The following is a 15,871-nucleotide window of genomic DNA, read 5'->3' as shown; positions in this document are numbered from 1 at the left end:
AAATCCCAGACAATTAACAACTTGTGCTTATAAACTGAAATAATAGTTTTTCATTTTCTGAGCCATAAGTTTTCTGCGTTGTTCAAGGAATTCTCCATAATTTTCAACCGTCATCTCAAATATTGACTCCGGGATACAGTGTGTTTTTAAGTTGTTCATTAATTCAACCATATTATCTATTCCTCCGTATTTCAAAGCGATTTCACCAGAGCATTGTTTTTTTAATTCATTGAAATAAATATCCGGTGATTTGGCGCCGATACTAATATTGATCTCCTGCTGCATTAACACATAGTTTGCTATTTGGTTATACTCGCCTCGAGATTTATTATTGTTTTTCAGATAGTTCTTTGGAAATATGTGATGTATATCGCCATGGTACAAAATAATATCTGCTACTGTTATATCCCGGGAGAGAAAACCTTTGTCATTCCCTTTAACCATTGAAGCTTGAAAAACATTGAAAATGGGACTGCTTGAAATAGCAGTATTTAACCTCTGAATAAGCCCAACTTCCCAAAAAGCATCAGATAATTCAGCGTTCTCAACTGCTTCAAAATATTCTCCAAAAGACTTTGAAGATAGTTGTTTTATATCGTAGTCGAACACAGATTCGGGTGATCCACCATAGCGGCTTGTAAGCACAGAAAAAACAAACCATCTGGAAACATGCCTGGCTATCTTATGCTTCTCAACGCCGGATTCTTTCAGTTTAAGGTAAAGAATATAGGCAAAATTTAATGTATTTTGTGATCGGATCATTTCAGAAGAAATGAAACCAGCAGACCGGATAATCATAACAAATCTCTTAAAGTTTGTCATATTCATCAACGAAATAAGTGATTTTTTCATCCTGGCAAATGTATCTTCCGCTATACTTTCTTCATATTCGCGTGTTTGGAAATTTCTTCCTGATAGTAAACTTACCAGATCAGAGAGCCTTCCCCTTTGGAACTCACTTGTAAATGCCACTCTGAGGACATCAGTGTAACTCGGGTCATATAGGTCATCCTTCTCATCCTTAAGCCAAGTCATAGCCTTAAAATAGTCTGTTTCCGAGAACTCTTTGTCGTGCCCTTTGATATGCTCAAAATAATGTGGTGCCACAGCAAGATGACAAAAGTAATCGATGGCTTTACGAAGTTTTGGCCCGTCGAATCGCTCATTCGATGCAATTTTACTCATCGCAAAATCCGCTTGTGATAACTCTACACCCTGCTTATTTATTCTTATAAAAATTGTTGTGACGGTTTCGATGTCCAAATCATGCGCAAGATCAATTGTTCCTATCTGTTTATTCTGAATATCCAGAAGTCTTGTTATGCTTCTTTCAATAATGTGTTCATCAATATTAGAATTCTCAGCTGAATATCCTTTTACAGTTTGTATTATGCTTTGGTTGTTGAGTACTTCAGAAATATCAGATATCCAAGTTTTGTCTTTTAGAATCGCCGGATTTTGGACTTCAAATGCTTCTGTAATTGGGTTAAATGCTATCTTTATTTTTACTTTATCATATTCTTTGTTTACAACATCCTCCCCCAGTACAGCAGCCCGGAGAGCAGTAATTCTCTGCTGTCCATCAATCAAGATCTTCTTTCCTTCAGATAATCGACCGTCCTTCAACCTTACATTTGGGTTTTGCCATGTAATGACATATCCTATTGGATATCCTCTGTATAAGCTATCAATCAAGTCCCTCACCCGACTAGCATCCCATACAAAAGGTCTTTGAACTTCGGGTATAGCTATTTGACCATCTTTAACGAATGCCAAAAATGTTGAAATTTGATGTTGGTTTACTGAATATTTTTGTGGGTTCATAAGTGGTTCTCAGCTGATTTTGGTTTTAGTTATAAAAAATTTGTTTTTACAAGACATTTTATGTAGCTCATTTTCCCCTCTCATAATCCGGATAATACCTGGAATTTCTTTTTTCTTTTTGAGCTTGAAGAGTATTAACTTTTTGAAACCGAAAATTTGGCTCTCCTGGGTATTTCCATTCTTCAAGAGCAAATTTGATCATGTTGGTTTCGCGGCTATCAAGAACTCTTTGTAAAATTTCTCTTCTTCGATTTAGTGTATTCTTATTTTTGGAAAGTATATCTTTCTCAATGTCCAAGTACAATTTTACTACTTCATCGAGTTGATACAGGTTCTTTCTGAGATTGATGTTATCCCGAATTTGCATGATTTTCTCCCAAGGTGCTTTTTTACTAAGACTTGAATTTATCGAACTGGGGACTAACATCATATTGCCTAATCTTCTCTTCTCAATGGAATCTCTTCCTCCGAAGACTTCCTCATTTTCTATGGCAAGGAAATGTTCCTTCGTTAATTTATTCTTTCCGTCCATCATTAGAAGAGTTTCGAAGTCCCATTTGGGATCATTTTTATGTAAGTGTTGTTCATACTTAGCAAGAAAGAAATTCAAGGATGCCCATCCATAGTAATTCTCAATTTCACCTGAATCGAGAGTTAGTGCTTGAACAAATTTTCGCTCCGGACAATACTTCTCAATGAACCTAATGAGTTTCTCCTGTATTTTATGATAGTACTCCTTGCTGTACTTATTTTTTTCATTGATTTCATCTACGAATTCAAGTTTTTCATTAAAGCTGTAACCATAGTATGTATTATATGCCATAGCATACATGAATGACCGTTTTGTATCCGTTCTAAAAAATATCCGCGGCAGACAGTAAACCCTAAAATTTAAAACTTCAACAATTTTAATGGTCTCAGCAATAGTACTCCTTATCTTCGGATATTTAAAATAGTTGTCCATTAATACTAACAACAGAGGGATTACATTATCAGAGGAGCCGTGATTTCTAAAGTTCTTAAAGATTACTTCAAGATCTTCAGTAATTTCTTGCTCACTATTTTTTCGTTTTGTCCTATCAGTACAAAAAATCAGTGCGTATGTTTTAGCTGCACTTAAAAAGAATTCAAAGTAGCCTGTCAGAGTTTTTTCCAAGGCACTTTGATTCTCTGAAGAGTTGGTTTTTTCTTTATCAGAAAAGTGACTCCGAACACTTTTGTATAAATCATCTTTTTCTTTCCACGACCACCAAAATATCACTCCAAATGAATTCCGCACGAACCGGTTTTCAAGAGAAGTTGTAGTTAAACTTGCATCCTCCAAATGGGATAATATTTCACCCCAAGCCGAACTTATTTTATTTGATAAATCCATAAAATCATACAGATTGCATAAATGGATAAAATAATTCTTAAATTTTTCAAGATCTGAAAGAGCCTTTCCACGATTGTTAATTACCTCAAACATTGTCGTTGTTTCTCTGGCCGAGGAAGTTTCAAAAAATATAAATCCCAGTTGAGATTTCAGACATTCAAACATTTTCTCAGTATCACGACCTTCTCGTCTCAGCCAATCTGTAATTGTGGAATAACAAATAGACAATCGTTTGTTAGAAGAAGTTACAATCGGAAGATATTTCTGATTCAGAATATTTCCCTCAAAAAAATCGTTGTCATAATCACTTAATCGCAAGGCAGTTTCATATCCTGATGGTGTCTTTTTTAGTATCGATTCAATCTTTGGTAATTTGGTTGGATCAATTTCCACAATTGCCCTTAGTATCATCACACATGTCACAAGCCGTTGTTGTCCATCAACGATTTGATATACATCACCGCCATTTGGGCGCTCAACAACAATTGTTCCGGTAAAATGCTTATGACCCGATTTGCTGTTGTGCATTTCGATGTCGGTCAGGAGATCGAGAATTTGTTCCTCATCCCAAGAGTACCCTCTTTGGTAATCAGGTACCTCAAATTTTTTTCCTTCGAATAATTCCAGTAGAGAAATTAGTTTTGTCGGTTGTAAATTATTGGTTGCCATTTTTAGTCCTGTGTTTTTCTTTATTTTATTTGAATTTTTATTAATACATCTTCATTGTTGTTCTTTATTCAATATGTCACCCAAAGGACTCTCTTAAAATTTGTAACCGTGATTCTACCCATATGTCGCCCGAAGGGCTCCCTTAAAATTTGTTACCGTGATTCTACCCACATGTCGCCCGAAGGGCTATCCTATTAATCTTTCCCATTCTGAGAATCGTGTTCAAAAAATTTCTACCCATATGTCGCCCGAAGGGCTCTCTTAAAATTTGTAACCGTGATTCTACCCATATTTCACCCCTGCGGGGTAACGAAAACTCATAATTCAAAACTAATAACTCATAATTCCTTCTACCCATATGTAACCACAAGGGCTCTCTTAAAATTTGTTACCGTGATTCTACCCATACTTCACCCCTGCGGGGTTACGAAAACTCATAATTCAAAACTAATAACTCATAATTCCTTCTACCCACATGCCACCCATAGGGCTCAACTGCATCAGATTATAGTTCATAGATCAAAGTTCATAGCTTTTTGTGTCGCCATAAGGGCTCACACCCTCAAAAGGTGAATCCTGAAAATCCTTTAATCCTGTGAATCCTGATTCAGACACCCTCTCTGCGTTAATCCGTCAAATCTGCGTGTATCTGCGTCCCCTAAAAAATTTCTCCGTGATCTCCGTGGAACCATTAATTTGTCGATAGGACAATCGAGGACGATTGTCGCTCCTTTTCCGAAAATTAAGACTCACGACAACTCATAGTTCATTGATCAAAGTTCATAGCTTTTTGTGTCGCCATAATAGCTCTCTTGGGATTGGTCGATACATTTTCTACGAACATGCCATTCGCCCAGGCGAATTCTCACATCCGTGGAACTGCGTCTATTAAATTTATTCTTAAGTTTTCTGTTGAGTATTTCGGCGAGGAAATTCCCTGTACCGCATGCGGGTTCAAGGAATCGTGATTCGATTCGTTCGGTTTCCTGTTTTATGAGGTCGAGCATGCCGTTCACCTCCCTCTCGGAAGTGAATACTTCACCATGATCAGCTACCCGTTTTTTTGATTTTACCTGTTTGCTTTTCATTATATGTCTCTGCCTTGCTCCCGTGTGGCATTAAAAATAGAAATGAATGACAACATTAAATTAAGAAAAAAATATGAAAATTTGAGGTTTGAAAAATAAAGGGGACGCAGATACACGCAGATTTAACAGATTTTCGCAGATTGTGTTAATGGTTCCACGGATTTCACGGACTTAACACGAATTTCACGGAAGGATTTTTGTCAAACCGCAGAGAACGCAAAGATCGCAAAGAGAGCCCTTGTGGCGACATGTGGGTAGAAATCAGATTACCAAACCAAAAAGAGCCCTTGTGGCGACATGTGGGTAGAAATCAGATTACCAAACCAAAAAGAGCCCTTGTGGCGACATATGGGTAGGGGACGCAGATTAAACGGATTTACGCATAGAGCCCTTGTGGCGACATGTGGGTAGAAATCAGATTACCAAACCAAAAAGAGCCCTTGTGGCGACATATGGGTAGGGGACGCAGATGCACGCAGATGAGGCAGATTTACGCAGATGAGGGCTGAAAACGATAGCCTGTGGTTTTAACCACAGGGAGAGAAAATTTCCCAAAAGCTGTCGGCAGGACAATCGAGGACGATTGTCGCTCCTTTTCCGAAATTCAAGACTGAGAATAGCTCATAGTTCATAGATCATAGCTTTTATGTCACCAAAAGCTCAAGAGCAAAGGAAATTGCCGGTATTTTCATACCAAAATATAAGGGGAAAATTACCTACTTCTGCCTAAGTTTTTTTATTTTTATGCCCGCGTTTGTAGATATATCAACAACATAACCGGAACCTTTTAATAAGATATAAGAGTTTCCAACCTCTCTTTCAACTTTAAGTCCGGCGTTTTTGCATTGGGTTATTATCTCCGCACGCCGTTCTGTCGATGGGCGCGTTTCAGTGTAATAGTATGCTTTACCATCTGCCTCCGGTAAAAGTTGAAACAACTCCTCACCTTTCTTCCATTCTTTACCTGTTTTGCTTTCATAACCCCACTCTTTCAGAGTTGCTCTCATTTTGTAATTATTCTGTGTGAGCAAAAGGGTGATATTTTCAAAAGAAATGTATCCGGTCCCTCCATCCTGTGAAAAAGCCATTCCGGTTAAAAGAAAAACAAAAAGAAGAAGTGTTTTTGTACGCATTTTGTACCTCGATTAAATTTAGGTGATCATTAATATTTCAATTGGAACAATGAACCGCTACTTAAGTTTTTCCATCACGAAATATCCCTTGGAAATACTTACCTGGAAGCCTCTTCCCTTTAATTCGTACTCGCCCCTGGAATTTTTGGTTTTGACCACCAATCCATACTCAAGGGCGTCTTTAAGCAATTCATCATATCTCGCCTTGTCATCGATTGACTCGGAGTAAGTAAATGGGCCTTTGTCGGTTACAGATGTGATTACAAATTTGTGATTCTTATTCTGGAAGTTCACTCCATCCATATTTTTGTAGCCTGATTCTTCCAAATAGGTTTTAATACTCTCGATATGTTGCAATCTCAGAATTACGGTGATCATCGAGAAATCGATCCTCTCCTTACCACCCCCCTGCTGAGAGAAAGCCATTCCGGTTAAAAGAAAAATAAACAATAGAAGTGTTTTTGTACGCATATTATACCTCGATTAAATTTGATGAATAAGTTTGTGTCGGGTAGCCGGGTGATTAGATCGCGCCAATTCCCTCAATATTCCGAAATGCATTCCTAAAGGAAAGCCGCTTTTACTTCTTGTTATATATAATTCTTACATTGCTTTTGCCCTTCTGCTTACCCTCTTTTTGCAAAAATGTCCAAGGCCACTTGCTCATCGAAATTTCTGATGGTCGGCTCCCCAAATCTTCCTTGAGACCTTCGACTTTAACTTCAGTGAGAAGGTCCGGCTTCCTGATGATTCCGTATTTGTCGATAGTCTCGTCGTAGATCACCAGTGCGTCGCTGGATGAGAGCGTGAATTGGAATCTGCCATTGGAGAATTTCGTCCCTTTATCACTGATCGCTCCGGTAACCTCAAAACCTTTATTCAGAGATTTGACCTTCTCGACAAGTTCGTTGATGTCAGTGGAGGATGACATTACTTTTTTGATCTCAGACCAGTAAAGTGGTTGGGCGGGTTGAGCAAACAGATACGAACCCATAAATAAGAAGAAAAGAAGAAGTGTTTTTGTACTCATATTATACCTCGATTAAATGAAAATTCAAGTGAGAGCCTGCAAAAGCATGTAGCTGCCGGTATTACAAACAAACCAAATAAAATATTTTCAATGGGAAAAGCCTGTTATTTCTTCAATTTTCTGATGATTATACCCGGCCCCCGCCTGATCGAAACTGAGAAGCCGTTCCCTTCCAGGATTATGAGTCGGCCGTCATCATTATTTACAGTTTCTTTAAGCCCGGCTTTGATGGCCTGAGCTCTCATCTCCTCGCGCCGGGAGCTAGATGCATTACCTTCAGAGTAGTAGTAACCCGTTCCATCTGCTTCAGGTATTATTTTAAATATTTCAGAACCTTTCTTAAAATCAGTCGCAGTAATTCTCTCGTAACCCCATCTGGCTAGATCGGCCCACATCGATTTTTCAGATGAACTTGTTAATAACCATTTGACATCGTCAAAAGTTATTCTCCCGGTTCCTCCCTGCTGAGAGAAAGCCATTCCGGTTAAAAGGAAAACGAAAAGTAGAAAAGTTTTTGTGCGCATATTATACCTCGATTAAATTGAATATTAAAAATCTAAATTCCAAAGATAAAAACCTTTGATTATCTTAAACAAAACAAATTAGATTTTGTTTCAATTTTTGAAGATGGCTGAATAACGAAGGCTGAATAGCGAAGGATGAATTGCGAAGGCTGAATAGCGAGGGTTGAATAACGAAGGCTGAGGGCTGAGAACAATAGCCTGTTGGTTTCAACCACAGGGAGAGAAAATTTAGAGGGACGCAGATTTACAACATTCTGCATCCCTCAAAAAAAGTTATAATTTAAGTCTGAGGCCTGCATTTATTCCGAGGTATGAACCTGATGAAGAGGAATAGGAAACCGTGTTACCCGTTGTGGTCATCTGGCTGAATTCCTGTCCGAGAAGTGCATAGCGGATATTAACATCGATATCGGCTACAATTCCTACACCGATAAGAACACCAACACCTGCAGCGAGGTACTGTTTGGTTTCTGATTTGTCTTCGGTCTTTATTGACATCGAGTTTCCGGAACCCTGGAGGAAAACATTTTTCAAAGAAGCGATGCCGATACCGACATTCACTTCACCATATGGACGGATGCCGATTGGGGTCATGTAATATCTCGCATTTACCGTCAATGGAATCAGATTCAACGGAGCATCAACATCAACAACGGGCGTTGAGCCTGTGTAGGTTTTCAACTGGGTTGCAAAATAATCGTTGTTAAATTTGAATGAGTAGTAACCAATCGAAGCGGAAAGTTCCACAGGAATTGGTAGTGGTAATACAAATGTGACACTCCCGCCAACACCCGTTTTGTAGATGTCGCCCATATCACCGGAAGGTATTGCTACTCCGCCATTAATTCCCAATCCAAATTTTGGCACTATCTGACCAAATGTTAACGGCACTAAAGCTAATATGAAAAGAAGTGTATATATCTTTTTCATGTCTGTTCCTTTTTTTGTGAACTGTTTTTGTTTTATTCAACAAACAATATACAAAATCTTTACACCAAACAATGTGATATGGAATTTTCCCTCCCGTCGTTGAAACCACCAGGCAATTGATTTTTCAGCCTTCCCTCCCGTCGTTGAAACCACAGGCTATTGATTTTTCAGCCTTCAAAGTAATAACTCATAACTCATAACTCATAACTCATAACTCATAACTCATACCTCATACCTAACCTTTCTTCATCGTAAAAAAGAATCTGCTCCCCTGTCCGATTGTGCTTTCGATCCATAACCTGCCGCCATGTTTTTCGACAAACTCTTTACAGAGAAGGAGACCCAGGCCACTGCTTTTTTCTCCGGCAGTACCCAATCTTCCGGTTTTTTCTTCAATCTTGAAAAGATTGTTCAAAATAGCCTCCGGAATTCCGATTCCCTGATCCTGGACCATCACTTCGACAAAGTTATCATCCCTCAAACCGGATTTAATCAGGATTGTGCCCCCTTTATTACTGAACTTGATGGCATTGGAGAGCAGGTTGAGAACTACTGAATTTAACATGTTCCTGTCACCATCGACCACAACATCGTCAGCCAGATCAGTGGTTATAGTAATCTCTTTTTGGCTCGCCTGCCCATTTTCCAATTCAACATGCTGCAGAATTAACTCATTAAGCTGAATTTTTTCAGAGTTGAAAGTCAGAATCCCTTGTTGAAGTTTCGACCACTCCAAAAGATTGTTGAGAAGGTTGAACAGGTTTTTTGCACTGTTGTTCAAATCCCTGCTCAATCGTAGCATCTCCGAAACCTTAAGCTCCTCCCCTTCATAAGCCATTATCTCGGTAAGATTCAAAAACGCATGAAAAGGATTTCTCAGATCATGGGCTATGATCGAGAAAAACTTGTCTTTCAGAGTTATTTGTTTCTCCAGCTCCTCCTGCCTCAGTTTCAACTGATATTCCACTTCACTTCTTTCGAGTTCTCCCGCTGCGCGTGTAGAAACAAGATTTAGAATTGTTTCCGCCAGGTGATGATCTTCCAGAGGTCTTTCACCTATCACAGCGATCAATCCAATCGGTTTGCCGTCAGAACTCCAAAGTGTGGTTCCCACATAACTCTCTGCAGACATATCCTGCAGAGCCTGATCGTAAGGGAAAAGATGCCGGACTCCCTTTGGATAAAAACAGATGTTTTTGCCAACGACTTCCCCGCACAGTGTCTCTTTAAGGGTATATTCGATATTGTCGTCAAACTTTCCATTGTAATACATCGCCAGAGTTCTTGCTGCAAGATTCCCGCCGATGAGTCTGTCAATACATACGAACTCCATACTCAAACTTTCAGAAAGGAACCGGGCAAGCGATTCGAAAAATGTCTCCCTTTTTCCGAGGTATCTGCTGTTGATTAAAAAAAGCTGGGTGTCCTGAATAAGTTTTTGTTCAGTAATATCCTGAATTGTACCGTAGATCATCCCCGCATCAATGTCAGTTCTCCCAATAACCCTTACCTGTTTTCTGACTCCCTTCGCTGAGATCAGTTCCAGTTCCAAATCGAATATTTCGCCTGTCTTTGCCGACCGTGCAAGAGCCTCCTCCACTATCGCTCTCGATTCCGGAACATAAAAGTGTAATGCCGTTTCCAGCCCGGGTTTATAAGACATGTCAACCTCATGAATCATCCTCACCTCATCGGTCCAAAAAACCTCGCGGGTGTTGGTGTCAACCTCCCACAGTCCTATTTTTGTGAGTCCTCCCAACTCTTTCAAAAGGGTTTCATGCTTCCTGTGGATTAAAAGTTCCTTCCGGTGCTCCTCCAACATTTCTTCGTTCCTTTTCAGAAGCCGGTCAAACTTTTCCTGAAGTGAGTTCAATTCTGTTGACATTTCATTCTCTTGCATTTCTCTCTCCTGTATGCAAAACGAATTGAATAAATTACAACGATCCGGTCAGGTATCAACCTAACAAAAAAAGCCCCCAATAACATTGAGAGCTTTCCTGGTGCACCTTGCGGGACTCGAACCCGCGACCTGATGATTAAGAGTAAGAAAAAGCCTCATTATAGCCCAAAATCGCATTTTTTTGGAATTTTTACCCACTATTTACGCTCGTTTTAATTGCCGTCTGTTATACTTCTGTTATACCATCTTCGAGAGAATTTCGAAGAAGTTTGCTCATCTTCATTTCCTCATCTAAGACTTGTCTAACCAGTTCGACATCATAACGAATGTAGTTCCTCTCAGTCACTTTAACATCTGAATGATCAAGAAGTTTTTTTACCCGGTAGATATCGAACCTTAAATTATTAATGAAGTAGGACGCCGCAGTTGACCTGATTTGTTTGAGTGTATATTTTTTCTTGATGTGTCCATGCTTTGCTAATGTATTCATTAGCCGATCCCAAAATCCAAGCGGTGATGTGTAATCCAGTTCGTTAATCTTGAAGTGACCGAACAACCTTCCAGTATCTCCCGGATTGACGCCCATCTCTTCTCTAAGTAGAAATTCGAGCTCCCCATAAAGTGGGAACAAGTAAATCTCTCTCCCCTTCCTTCTTCCACTTTTGACATTCTGAATCTTGATCACTTTCTCATTGAAATCGATGTTCTCCTTAAGCTGGACCATTGCACTGGACACCCTGCAACCGGTAAGAAATAAGAACCTGATGATTGCATAAGCATTTGGATAATTTGAATTATTCTTTAGCTGACTCAAAATACGCCACATGTCGTCCAAGGGGATCGGCTCAGGATCCGCATCTTCAACTCTTAGATTTTCAAAAATCTGCTCCCTTGCAAGTCCTTTTTTGAGAAAGTGCGCCCACAGAGATTTTAGAGTTCTGACATATATACTTCGAGTCGTCTGACTGAGCAACTTAACTGAGACAGTTCCGTCCTTCTCCTTAATCCCCTTGAATTTATAATCCTGAAAATAGTGTAGTAACTTATGAAAATCTTCTTGAGAGTAGGTATGAACTTCCCTATCTCCGCAAGCTGCAATCAGATGTTCAATCGCAATACCATAATTGATTATTGATCGTTCACGCAGTTGATCTTTTTTCCCGGGGATGGAACGCTCGGTAACAAACTCCTTATATGCATCTGATAAAAGCAGCTGGTATTGCAGTTTCATCTTTAACCGGTTCTGTACCCAGATTTCATGGAGACCTTTACGAAAAGCATCCGCAAAAGCTCGTACTTCGGGAGTTCCTTTAAGTACTGGACGGGTATTTTGAAGAGCAGCTTCCTCGATCCTTCGAAGATCTGCACTTGATATTTCAATTTTAGTGCAGATCGACTTGGATTTTTTCTTCGGGTCGGGCTCCAGTTTATCATAATATCGCAACCAGTAGAAAGGACTCCGTTTTTGTATGTAGAGTCCTCGTATTTTCATTTGCGTTTTCTATTGGGCAAGAATTCGAGATTGTCGAGTTTCGAGCTTTCGATCGCTATTTGCTCATCGAGATCATTCAGCATCTCGAGAAGTTCCTCAACGGAAATAATATCACCATCTACTTCCACGACGCCACCAAGTTTTTTGGCAATGTCAATCATTGTGCGTATTTTTTCACGCTGAATTCTGAGTTCTTTAGGATTCATCATTGTTGTATTCCTTATAGTTATAGTTTAGCCCCCGTTGAGATTTGGCCGTCCGAGCGGGGGTTTTTTATTTGGTTTTAACCACCATGTTGCCAGCAATAATTAGATCCGGCTTTTGCATTTCTCTTACATTGCTTTCCCTTTTTAGTTGTTGCTTGGCATTGCCCACCACCTGTTTTTTCCTTTGGTGCCGTTTTGTCTTTAGGTGTTACAGTTGAACCGGTCTCAGAGTTTTTGACAAGTTTACTCGCATCACAGATTGAACAGGCAGTGCGTGATCCAACATCCTTTAAATCAACTGCCGTCGCATTCTTAGCATACCTGCCACTCTTGTGTATGATATTTCCCCCCTGATTTTGTGACATAGACAGTTTGGGAAAAGGCGATAAAGCTAAATAGGATAAAAATTATGAATGTTTTCATAAGTACCTCCCGTTTTTGTTGATTTGTCCGTTACTTGAAATTATTAAACTTATGCAATTTTACTTTAAATTAATCGGAGATACTTTGATAATTAGTTTAGCCGCTAAATTATCATCTGTTAACAACATCGATAGATTGCTATGGGCATTAGTCCAATTACAGACTTTTGAACACATTCCGAACACTAATGCGGTACCATAAAACTCAGGCATGTCTGAATATAATTCTTCCACAGAATTGTTTTTCCAAAGTAGTTTGCACCATTCACGCTTAAAAGATATCGCATCTATGATCGATGTTAACTTTTCGAACACTCTGAAATAGTCATTAGCATCCGACTTGGAAAGTTGTACAGTTATCCAGAACTCATTAAATTTTTGTTCTTTGTCAAAACAAAAATTATAGGTTGCCTTATATTCCTCAAGTAGGAAAAAATACTTACCATTTAGCGACCCATCGGAAAGAGAAGTGAGTTTAAACTTTTCCTTTTTCTTAACCGTTGCAGGTGAGTCACCCCATTTTGAGTTGCACATTTCTATCTGAGGAATCACATCAGTAAAGAAAACGATTATAAAAAAAAGAGTAGCTGCGACTAACCTCACTTTGTCCTCCTTGCTTAGTTCAACTTTTCATAAATCGCTTGATAACGAGCTAATTTTACGTTATCAAAATGACGAGCCGGCGGTAAATTTGAATACATATCAATTGCCTTTTTGACGACTCTAATGGCGTTATTAATGTCATTCCTATCTCGATATATTTTGATTAAAGAATCGTAAGGGAAACTGCCATCAAAATTGTCCGCAACATTTTCTTCAAAGTATCGAATAGCTGTTTCCAAATCCCCGTTTTTCTCTGCTTCCATTCCGTTCTTATTCCGCTCATACTGGATACGATGTAACTCTCTTAAGCGTTTATTGTTTTCGATTAACTCTTTGTAGTCAGGTTTATCGAGTATGCTTCCTTCTTCCGGATCCAGTGACATTTCAACTTCAATAGACAAGATAGGTTTTGCTCCCTGCAGATGATGAGGAATATCGACTGTTACAGGTTTAGGAACGGTAACAGGAGAATTCTTTGGAATAGGCTTAAATTTCACCTTTTTCTTTTGAGGATATTTACCATTTATAAGATCTGTTAGAAATTTCAAAATTTTCATTTCGCCCTAATAATATTATTTTTTTCGCCCTTTTGGCTGATGATAAACCACCCTGAACATGTATTCTATCTGGTTTGCCTCAATATAAATAATTGGATGTTTTGGATTGTAACTGTGAAGTTCCACCAAATCATTTTTGTAAAAATATTGCTTCACCATCTGTCGCTGTTCTGATGTTTTAATAATAATAAGATCGCCTTGCATAGGGGTTTCTGAAGGATCGATTAATAAGTTATCTCCCGGATTTATAGACTTATCAGGATCATCACATTGCATGCTATCCCCTTCAACTTCGACTACAAAACAATTGTTCTTTGGGTAGTCAAAATAGACCATATCAATAATATTTTCATCATAGACATTATTGGAATAATTCCCAGCTGTTACCCGGTAAAGCTTTGGGAAGAATTTTGCATTTACAATTTTTACATTTCCTACAAGTTCAGATAAATTACTCAGAGGTGGTTTATAAGTTGACTCTTCACCTCGAGCCAGCCAATCCAAAGAGACTCTAAATAATTCCGCCATGACTGTTAATTTTTTAATATCCGGCAGATTCACTCCACTCTCCCAGTTAGTCACAGTCGTACGAGATACATCGAATATTTTCGCCAAACCGTCTTGACTTAGTCGAATGTTTTCTCTACAGTTTTTAATACGAATTCCAAGATTTTCTGACATATTTAAAATATTTCTGACAATAATGTCATTTTTACTTGACAATGTTATTTTAGATGACTATATTAACGATAGAGTTATTAAAAATTATGGAGAACTTAAAGACAATGTCAAAAATAACAAAAACGCAGCAAACAAGCAAGCCTGAGAAGTCCTTTAAGATACTCTGGGTAGACCCGGAGACACATCAAAAAGCGAGGATACTCGCCGCGAAGCAGGGCGTTTCCATAAAAGAGATTATCTCTTTAGCAGTTCAAAATTATACTATCGTTGTAAACTAAGCAATTACAAGCGGTAAAAAATGAACGAAGCAATCTTAAGCCTGAAAAAGGCTATTGAAGAGAATGAATTAAAAAAATCTGAAATAGCTCTTGAGATCGGGTGGGACCGACAAAGACTTCATGCACTACTCGATCACGGGAAACGCATCGATGTTGAGGACTACTGGAAAATCAGGAAGGCAATTGAGGATAGAGGCGTAAAGATCGATGGACTCGAAACAATGTCTATTACTGGTCTTGCGGCTTACATAAACACAGAGTCATCAAAGCTGATTGAGGAGTGTGTTAAATCTTTGGAAGACGGTTATCTCACCATTGGAGAAAGGAAGACCCTGACCGGTTCAATTGACTCAATGCTTGAAAAGCTATCCTATTTGAAAGTGAGATTGAAGGGATGAGAACACCTGCAGTGATAACCTTTTCGATGCTTTGGCAAGAGCTTCAGGAGGTGAAGAAACTTCTTCAATCAGTCGCCAAAGAGTCCTTGGATAACAGTATTCAGGAAGTTAGCGTAAACAAAGCTTCACAGTTGATGAAAGTCGGAAACACTACCGTTTTGGAATTGATCAAAAGTGGAGAGCTTAAAGCGAGAACCTACAAGAGCAACGGACACACCAGGTACAGAATCCGCATCGCAGACATCAGGACTTTTCAGGAAATGAAAAAACGGGAAACCGAATATGTCCTGACCCAACCAACCAACAATCATCAAAAAACAATGCAAGAGGTAATAGCAAATGCATACGCAAAAGCAGGTATCGACCCTAAGAAGCCTAAAAGGTCGAGAGGTAATCTACTTTGATATTCGTCCTAACGGGCGATTTGAGTTCACCGGTGAGGCTTTTATAGCACGGCTACTCGAAGTGGATGTAAAGAAACACACAGCCAAAATTGAATACAAAATGCAGTGGGGCGAAACCAGAACCGAATGGGTTGATATCGAGTGGATAACCACAGTTCGACAATTCCGTGAAGAGATGAAGCTTCTGAAAAAAAAATTGCGGGTCGACAGGAACAGAAGAAAACATGAGAAGAAGAGTGAGTTACATAAGCCGAAAAAAGAAGGAAGCACCATACATAAGGTTGTCCGGGCAAAAACTGGCAGATGCAGGGTTTGGAATCGGCAACGAATTCAAGCTGACAATTGAGCAAGACAAGC

At 39.1% G+C, this 15,871-nt stretch carries 19 protein-coding genes and 1 pseudogene; 5 read left to right on the top strand and 15 right to left on the bottom strand.

Going from position 1 to position 15,871, the window contains the following annotated elements:
* Nucleotides 1-27 precede the first annotated feature (27 nt).
* From J0L60_06850 to J0L60_06840, 3 genes and pseudogenes are all read right to left on the bottom strand, one after another.
* The gene (locus J0L60_06850) at nucleotides 28-1,824 is read right to left on the bottom strand and encodes a DUF262 domain-containing protein (GenBank protein ID MBN8545835.1); all 1,797 of its coding nucleotides are present in this window, start codon (nucleotides 1,822-1,824) and stop codon (nucleotides 28-30) included.
* 67 nt (nucleotides 1,825-1,891) lie between these two features.
* Entirely contained in the window at nucleotides 1,892-3,868 is a 1,977-nt protein-coding gene (locus J0L60_06845) for a DUF262 domain-containing protein (GenBank protein ID MBN8545834.1), read from the bottom strand.
* Between the two features lie 902 nt (nucleotides 3,869-4,770).
* Nucleotides 4,771-4,956, bottom strand: a pseudogene (locus J0L60_06840) (SAM-dependent DNA methyltransferase).
* A gap of 197 nt (nucleotides 4,957-5,153) precedes the next feature.
* On the opposite strand from J0L60_06840, the gene J0L60_06835 reads away from it, so the two are divergent.
* Nucleotides 5,154-5,312 carry a hypothetical protein gene (locus J0L60_06835; protein MBN8545833.1) on the top strand — a complete coding sequence of 53 codons (159 nt, stop codon included), beginning with the start codon at nucleotides 5,154-5,156 and terminating at the stop codon, nucleotides 5,310-5,312.
* Nucleotides 5,313-5,672: 360 nt separating this feature from the next.
* Here the strand turns inward: J0L60_06835 and J0L60_06830 are convergent, their stop codons facing one another.
* The 12 genes from J0L60_06830 to J0L60_06775 form a co-directional block, all read right to left on the bottom strand.
* Entirely contained in the window at nucleotides 5,673-6,089 is a 417-nt protein-coding gene (locus tag J0L60_06830) for a hypothetical protein (GenBank protein ID MBN8545832.1), read from the bottom strand.
* Between the two features lie 57 nt (nucleotides 6,090-6,146).
* A complete protein-coding gene (locus J0L60_06825) occupies nucleotides 6,147-6,560 on the bottom strand; it encodes a hypothetical protein (protein ID MBN8545831.1) in 414 nt (137 codons plus the stop codon).
* Nucleotides 6,561-6,669: 109 nt separating this feature from the next.
* Nucleotides 6,670-7,119: a hypothetical protein gene (locus J0L60_06820; protein MBN8545830.1), complete on the bottom strand. Its 450-nt coding sequence runs from the start codon at nucleotides 7,117-7,119 to the stop codon at nucleotides 6,670-6,672.
* A 104-nt stretch (nucleotides 7,120-7,223) separates the two neighbouring features.
* Complete coding sequence (locus J0L60_06815; GenBank protein MBN8545829.1) at nucleotides 7,224-7,643, bottom strand: hypothetical protein; 420 nt, start codon at nucleotides 7,641-7,643, stop codon at nucleotides 7,224-7,226.
* Between the two features lie 273 nt (nucleotides 7,644-7,916).
* On the bottom strand, nucleotides 7,917-8,573 hold the full coding sequence (locus J0L60_06810; GenBank protein MBN8545828.1) for a hypothetical protein: 657 nt from the start codon (nucleotides 8,571-8,573) through the stop codon (nucleotides 7,917-7,919).
* A 235-nt stretch (nucleotides 8,574-8,808) separates the two neighbouring features.
* Nucleotides 8,809-10,473 (bottom strand): hypothetical protein, encoded by a 1,665-nt coding sequence (locus J0L60_06805; protein ID MBN8545827.1) that lies wholly within the window; start codon nucleotides 10,471-10,473, stop codon nucleotides 8,809-8,811.
* Between the two features lie 226 nt (nucleotides 10,474-10,699).
* Nucleotides 10,700-11,965 carry a site-specific integrase gene (locus J0L60_06800; GenBank protein ID MBN8545826.1) on the bottom strand — a complete coding sequence of 422 codons (1,266 nt, stop codon included), beginning with the start codon at nucleotides 11,963-11,965 and terminating at the stop codon, nucleotides 10,700-10,702.
* The gene (locus J0L60_06795; protein MBN8545825.1) at nucleotides 11,962-12,174 is read right to left on the bottom strand and encodes a hypothetical protein; all 213 of its coding nucleotides are present in this window, start codon (nucleotides 12,172-12,174) and stop codon (nucleotides 11,962-11,964) included. Before J0L60_06795 ends, J0L60_06800 begins: the two co-directional genes overlap by 4 nt.
* A 74-nt stretch (nucleotides 12,175-12,248) precedes the next feature.
* Complete coding sequence (locus J0L60_06790; protein MBN8545824.1) at nucleotides 12,249-12,536, bottom strand: hypothetical protein; 288 nt, start codon at nucleotides 12,534-12,536, stop codon at nucleotides 12,249-12,251.
* Nucleotides 12,537-12,653: 117 nt separating this feature from the next.
* A complete protein-coding gene (locus tag J0L60_06785) occupies nucleotides 12,654-13,196 on the bottom strand; it encodes a hypothetical protein (GenBank protein MBN8545823.1) in 543 nt (180 codons plus the stop codon).
* A gap of 14 nt (nucleotides 13,197-13,210) precedes the next feature.
* Nucleotides 13,211-13,753, bottom strand: coding sequence for a hypothetical protein (locus J0L60_06780; GenBank protein MBN8545822.1), 543 nt, complete (start codon nucleotides 13,751-13,753; stop codon nucleotides 13,211-13,213).
* A gap of 15 nt (nucleotides 13,754-13,768) precedes the next feature.
* A complete protein-coding gene (locus J0L60_06775) occupies nucleotides 13,769-14,476 on the bottom strand; it encodes a helix-turn-helix transcriptional regulator (GenBank protein MBN8545821.1) in 708 nt (235 codons plus the stop codon).
* A 62-nt stretch (nucleotides 14,477-14,538) separates the two neighbouring features.
* On the opposite strand from J0L60_06775, the gene J0L60_06770 reads away from it, so the two are divergent.
* From J0L60_06770 to J0L60_06755, 4 genes are read left to right on the top strand one after another with little or no spacing between them, the layout of a single operon-like run.
* Nucleotides 14,539-14,712: a hypothetical protein gene (locus tag J0L60_06770; protein MBN8545820.1), complete on the top strand. Its 174-nt coding sequence runs from the start codon at nucleotides 14,539-14,541 to the stop codon at nucleotides 14,710-14,712.
* 20 nt (nucleotides 14,713-14,732) lie between these two features.
* Nucleotides 14,733-15,110, top strand: a complete 378-nt coding sequence (locus J0L60_06765; GenBank protein MBN8545819.1) for a hypothetical protein — start codon at nucleotides 14,733-14,735, stop codon at nucleotides 15,108-15,110.
* Nucleotides 15,107-15,514, top strand: a complete 408-nt coding sequence (locus J0L60_06760) for a helix-turn-helix domain-containing protein (protein ID MBN8545818.1) — start codon at nucleotides 15,107-15,109, stop codon at nucleotides 15,512-15,514. The genes J0L60_06765 and J0L60_06760 overlap by 4 nt, the downstream gene beginning before the upstream one ends.
* The gene (locus J0L60_06755; GenBank protein ID MBN8545817.1) at nucleotides 15,450-15,860 is read left to right on the top strand and encodes a hypothetical protein; all 411 of its coding nucleotides are present in this window, start codon (nucleotides 15,450-15,452) and stop codon (nucleotides 15,858-15,860) included. The genes J0L60_06760 and J0L60_06755 overlap by 65 nt, the downstream gene beginning before the upstream one ends.
* Nucleotides 15,861-15,871: the final 11 nt, after the last annotated feature.

The organism is Ignavibacteria bacterium, assembly GCA_017302895.1.
Classification (GTDB): Bacteria; Bacteroidota; Ignavibacteria; order Ignavibacteriales; family Ignavibacteriaceae; genus UTCHB3.
The sequence above is the reverse complement of the archived record's forward strand: the minus strand, read 5'-3'. Positions and strand labels throughout refer to the sequence as shown.

What these genes read in the sequence shown, in the direction of transcription:
- J0L60_06850 (MBN8545835.1), bottom strand. Translation starts at nt 1,824, where the DNA reads ATGAACCCACAAAAATATTCAGTAAACCAACATCAAATTTCAACATTT.
- J0L60_06845 (MBN8545834.1), bottom strand. Translation starts at nt 3,868, where the DNA reads ATGGCAACCAATAATTTACAACCGACAAAACTAATTTCTCTACTGGAA.
- J0L60_06830 (MBN8545832.1), bottom strand. Translation starts at nt 6,089, where the DNA reads ATGCGTACAAAAACACTTCTTCTTTTTGTTTTTCTTTTAACCGGAATG.
- J0L60_06825 (MBN8545831.1), bottom strand. Translation starts at nt 6,560, where the DNA reads ATGCGTACAAAAACACTTCTATTGTTTATTTTTCTTTTAACCGGAATG.
- J0L60_06820 (MBN8545830.1), bottom strand. Translation starts at nt 7,119, where the DNA reads ATGAGTACAAAAACACTTCTTCTTTTCTTCTTATTTATGGGTTCGTAT.
- J0L60_06815 (MBN8545829.1), bottom strand. Translation starts at nt 7,643, where the DNA reads ATGCGCACAAAAACTTTTCTACTTTTCGTTTTCCTTTTAACCGGAATG.
- J0L60_06810 (MBN8545828.1), bottom strand. Translation starts at nt 8,573, where the DNA reads ATGAAAAAGATATATACACTTCTTTTCATATTAGCTTTAGTGCCGTTA.
- J0L60_06805 (MBN8545827.1), bottom strand. Translation starts at nt 10,473, where the DNA reads ATGCAAGAGAATGAAATGTCAACAGAATTGAACTCACTTCAGGAAAAG.
- J0L60_06800 (MBN8545826.1), bottom strand. Translation starts at nt 11,965, where the DNA reads ATGAAAATACGAGGACTCTACATACAAAAACGGAGTCCTTTCTACTGG.
- J0L60_06795 (MBN8545825.1), bottom strand. Translation starts at nt 12,174, where the DNA reads ATGATGAATCCTAAAGAACTCAGAATTCAGCGTGAAAAAATACGCACA.
- J0L60_06790 (MBN8545824.1), bottom strand. Translation starts at nt 12,536, where the DNA reads ATGTCACAAAATCAGGGGGGAAATATCATACACAAGAGTGGCAGGTAT.
- J0L60_06780 (MBN8545822.1), bottom strand. Translation starts at nt 13,753, where the DNA reads ATGAAAATTTTGAAATTTCTAACAGATCTTATAAATGGTAAATATCCT.
- J0L60_06770 (MBN8545820.1), top strand. Translation starts at nt 14,539, where the DNA reads ATGTCAAAAATAACAAAAACGCAGCAAACAAGCAAGCCTGAGAAGTCC.
- J0L60_06765 (MBN8545819.1), top strand. Translation starts at nt 14,733, where the DNA reads ATGAACGAAGCAATCTTAAGCCTGAAAAAGGCTATTGAAGAGAATGAA.
- J0L60_06760 (MBN8545818.1), top strand. Translation starts at nt 15,107, where the DNA reads ATGAGAACACCTGCAGTGATAACCTTTTCGATGCTTTGGCAAGAGCTT.
- J0L60_06755 (MBN8545817.1), top strand. Translation starts at nt 15,450, where the DNA reads ATGCATACGCAAAAGCAGGTATCGACCCTAAGAAGCCTAAAAGGTCGA.